Raw genomic sequence first — 3,555 nt, 5'->3', positions numbered from 1 at the left:
AAGCTGTTGCAGAAGATAGCCTATCATTTCAGAGTCGGCTGCGCCCCTCTCTCTGGCTGCCTCGAGTGCAATGCGTGCAGCCTCGTGATTGCCCTCTTTGAGCGCTATCTGGCCTTCGATCGCCAATGACTCGCCCTCGAATGCCGTGTCGCTGACACCGGCAAGCGCCTGCCTGGCCTCAGCGAGCTTATCCTGTCCAAGATAGAGACGCGCGAGTCGCAGTGAAGCAAGTTGCATCAGGCCCTTGTCACTGCCATCTGTAACAACATCCTGTAAACGCAGTATTGCTGCATCGATGTTTCCGGCGTCTGTTTCCGACATCGCCATACGCAGGTTGGCAAAATCGACATAGACAGTACCGGTAAAATCGTCCACCAGTGCATTTCGATCAGCACGCGCAGCATCATCTTGCTGTGTCGCAAGATGTGTTGTGAACTTGTCGTAAAGTGCGGCGCCCTGCTCTGCCTGGCTATCCTGGTAACCCTGCCACCCGCGCCAACCGCCGATCAATGCGATACCGACAATGCCGCCAAAAATAATGGAACGACCATTCTCCTTCCACCATTTTTTCAGCTCTTCAACCTGTTGCTCTTCGGTGAGATTCTCGCTCACTGTATCCACTCCTGAAGTTTGTCCGGCAGATCGGCAATTGCGACCTGCTGTTGTTCACCATCACCACGCAGCGGCTTGATTCCTATCACGCCCTGCGCCAATTCGTCTTCGCCAAGAACCAGGGCAATTTGTGCGCCGCTACGGTCCGCTTTCTTGAACTGCGCCTTGAAACCACCAGTCCCACAGTGGCTGATCACGCGCAAGCCTTCAATTTCGACCCTGAGTCGCTGTGCAACTGCCTGTGCATGAATGCGCGCCTCATCAGCAGAGATAATATAGATATCAGCGGTCTCGCGCAGCTCCGGCATATGATACTCCTCGAGCAGGGCTACAAGGCGTTCAATCCCCATGGCAAAGCCGACTGCTTTCGAGGCGCGACCACCCAACTGTTCGATGAGACCGTCATAACGACCACCGGCGCATACGGTTCCCTGCGCGCCCAGCTTGTCGGTCACCCACTCAAATACGCTAAGCGAATAGTAATCGAGTCCACGCACCAGCCTCTGGGTGATGACGTAATCGATCCCGGCTGCCTTGAGGCCGTTGCACAGGATTTCGAAATGGTTGCGTGACTCCTCACCGAGATACTCCATCAGTGTCGGCGCATCGGCAACGATCGCCTGCACGTCGGGATTCTTGGAATCGAGTACGCGCAGCGGGTTTGTCTCGAGACGCCGCTTGCTGTCATCATCGAGCTTCTCTTCATGCTGACGCAGAAACTTGACCAGCTCCTCACGATAGGCAGCACGCTCATCTGATGTGCCCAGGCTATTAATCTGTAATTCGAGACCATCGATGCCAAGCGCCTGCCACAGGCTGGCCGTCATCAGTATGATCTCCAGGTCGATATCAGGCCCTTCCATGCCGAAGGCCTCGACTCCTATCTGGTGAAATTGGCGATAGCGGCCTTTCTGGGGGCGCTCATGGCGGAACATGGCGCCTCGATACCAGAGACGCTGCGTCTGGTTGTAGTGCAGACCATTCTCGATACATGCGCGTACGCAGCCAGCTGTTCCTTCCGGGCGCAGGGTGAGGCTGTCGCCATTGCGATCGTCGAAAGTATACATCTCCTTCTCAACGATATCCGTAACCTCGCCGATGGCGCGTTTGAACAACGCCGTTGACTCAACTACCGGTGTGCGAATCTCCTGGTAGCCAAAGCTATCGCATAATGACCTGACCTGGTCCTCGAGAAACTGCCAAAGTTGTGACTGTTCGGGCAGCACGTCATGCATGCCGCGTATTGCCTGGATCTTGCTCATTACTCTACTGCCTGGCTAAAATCCGTCGAGATCAACTTGAATCGCGCAACACCACTGTTTGAGTGCCGCGTCAAATCATAGGGCTCGCCATCGACCAGCATGGTAACGACTTCGCTCTTGCCGAAAACAACACTCAATGGTGGAGTTGCCGAAATTATTTTGGATGTGCCGGATCTAAGCATACCTGACACCAGGACTTTACCTTCCGCATTACGGATATCAACCCAGCACTGGCCACTGAAACTGAGAGAGATTTCAACTTCTGTCGACACACCATCTGCTTCAACAAGCACTTCTTCAGCGGGCATTTCTTCAACGGGCACTTCTGCTTCCGGGATCTCATCTTCTACAGGCATCGCTGCCATCTCTTCAGCAGTGATTGTGCTCTCTTCCTCGAGCAGCTCCTCCGGTGTGGATTGCTGCAGCAATTCAGCCTCATCAGCGGCTGCTTCCTGGATTGGAATCTCCATTTCTGCCGATTCTTCCGGAATTGAGAGTAGCCCCTCGTCCTCACTCTCGCCACCCAGCTCTATCGACTGTTGCAGTGGTGTCTGCTGTGCTTGAGGTTCAGTCTCAGCTGCATCACGATTGACTCCCGGCAGTGACAGAAAACCCATCCACCACAACACGGTAACAGTCACCACGGCCAATCCCAGCAGCATCCAGGTCAGTGCCCGGGCAATATCGATGCTCTGACCAGTGCGTCGTGCCGAAACAAATTGTGTCTCGGGCGGTTTCTTCAGTGTCGGCCCATCCTTGACTGTTTCCGGAAGCAATGCCGTTGCCTTGTCGAGCATCTCCTTTTCATCCAGTTCAAGCAGGAGGGCATACTTTCGAATGTAACCAAGAGCAAATACGCGAGATTCGAAAACGCTGAAATCCTCACTCTCAAGCGCATCGATATAGTATGGCTGGACATAGAGTTTCTCCGCCGCTTCCGTCACCGACAACCCGGCACTCTTGCGTGCAGACGAAAAAGCTCCGCCTATCGTTATGAACATATCGTCCTGCATCTCTTCGCTGCTTTCAGCCGTCATCACTGTTACTCATCTAATTGCCGCAACAGGCGTCCTGATTCACGCCTGTTACCCAGTTTCTTTTCAACGCGGGCCAGTGCCCGGACTATCTGTGGAGTGCCATTGATTTCATAGGCTCTCCTGTAACGCGCTCGCGCCATCTCGTTATCGCCCGCTCTTTCATAGCAGCTTCCTGCGCTCAGCCAGGCAGTCTCAGGAGCTCTGTTGAGATGGCTTGTAGCCGCCATGGCAAATTCACGATCAGCCGCTGCGTAGTGCCCCTTGCCACACAGGTGAAGACCGTAAAATCCCTGCACAAAGGGATCATTAGCAGCCAGCGCCCGTGCCGTTTCAAAATGCCGGGCTGCCGCACTGTAATCACCCAGACGCTCACTGACATGTGCAAAAATCGCGTGCGCGCGCGGATTTGCCGGGTCGAGACTGACTACCTTGTCTGCATTCGACATTGCGGAATCGAGTTGCCCTTTCTGGCTGTATGCCTGTGCAAGAGAAATATAGACTCGCGCAGGACTGTTGGCGATATAGTTCATCGAAGCGGCGCTGCCTGATGTGACCGGGGCAGTTGTCTCACATGCCGCGAGCACAACGGAGGCAAGCAGTATCGACAGGAATTGGAACAGGCGACTCATCATCTCACTTCTCCA

4 protein-coding genes are annotated in these 3,555 nt (G+C 54.4%); all 4 read right to left on the bottom strand.

All coding sequences use genetic code 11. The annotated features are described in order from the left end of the window. On the bottom strand, positions 1–612 hold a 612-nt coding region (locus BOW51_RS08695), incomplete at its 3' end, for a YfgM family protein (RefSeq protein ID WP_078477385.1). Then, on the bottom strand, positions 609–1,874 hold the full coding sequence (gene hisS, locus BOW51_RS08690; RefSeq protein ID WP_078477384.1) for a histidine--tRNA ligase: 1,266 nt from the start codon (positions 1,872–1,874) through the stop codon (positions 609–611). The genes hisS and BOW51_RS08695, both read right to left, overlap by 4 nt. Next, positions 1,874–2,911, bottom strand: coding sequence for a RodZ domain-containing protein (locus BOW51_RS08685; protein ID WP_078477383.1), 1,038 nt, complete (start codon positions 2,909–2,911; stop codon positions 1,874–1,876). The genes hisS and BOW51_RS08685 overlap by 1 nt, the downstream gene beginning before the upstream one ends. A gap of 5 nt (positions 2,912–2,916) precedes the next feature. Continuing rightward, a partial coding sequence (locus BOW51_RS08680) for a tetratricopeptide repeat protein (RefSeq protein ID WP_078477382.1) occupies positions 2,917–3,555 on the bottom strand: 639 nt, incomplete at its 5' end.

The organism is Solemya elarraichensis gill symbiont, assembly GCF_002021095.1.
In the GTDB taxonomy this organism is placed as follows: Bacteria; Pseudomonadota; Gammaproteobacteria; order Chromatiales; family Chromatiaceae.
Note: the sequence above shows the minus strand (reverse complement) of the source record. Positions and strands in the feature narration are given on the sequence as shown.

Bases quoted from the DNA above. Each gene is read 5' to 3' on its own strand.
- hisS (WP_078477384.1), bottom strand. From the start codon at position 1,874: ATGAGCAAGATCCAGGCAATACGCGGCATGCATGACGTGCTGCCCGAA.
- BOW51_RS08685 (WP_078477383.1), bottom strand. From the start codon at position 2,911: ATGACGGCTGAAAGCAGCGAAGAGATGCAGGACGATATGTTCATAACG.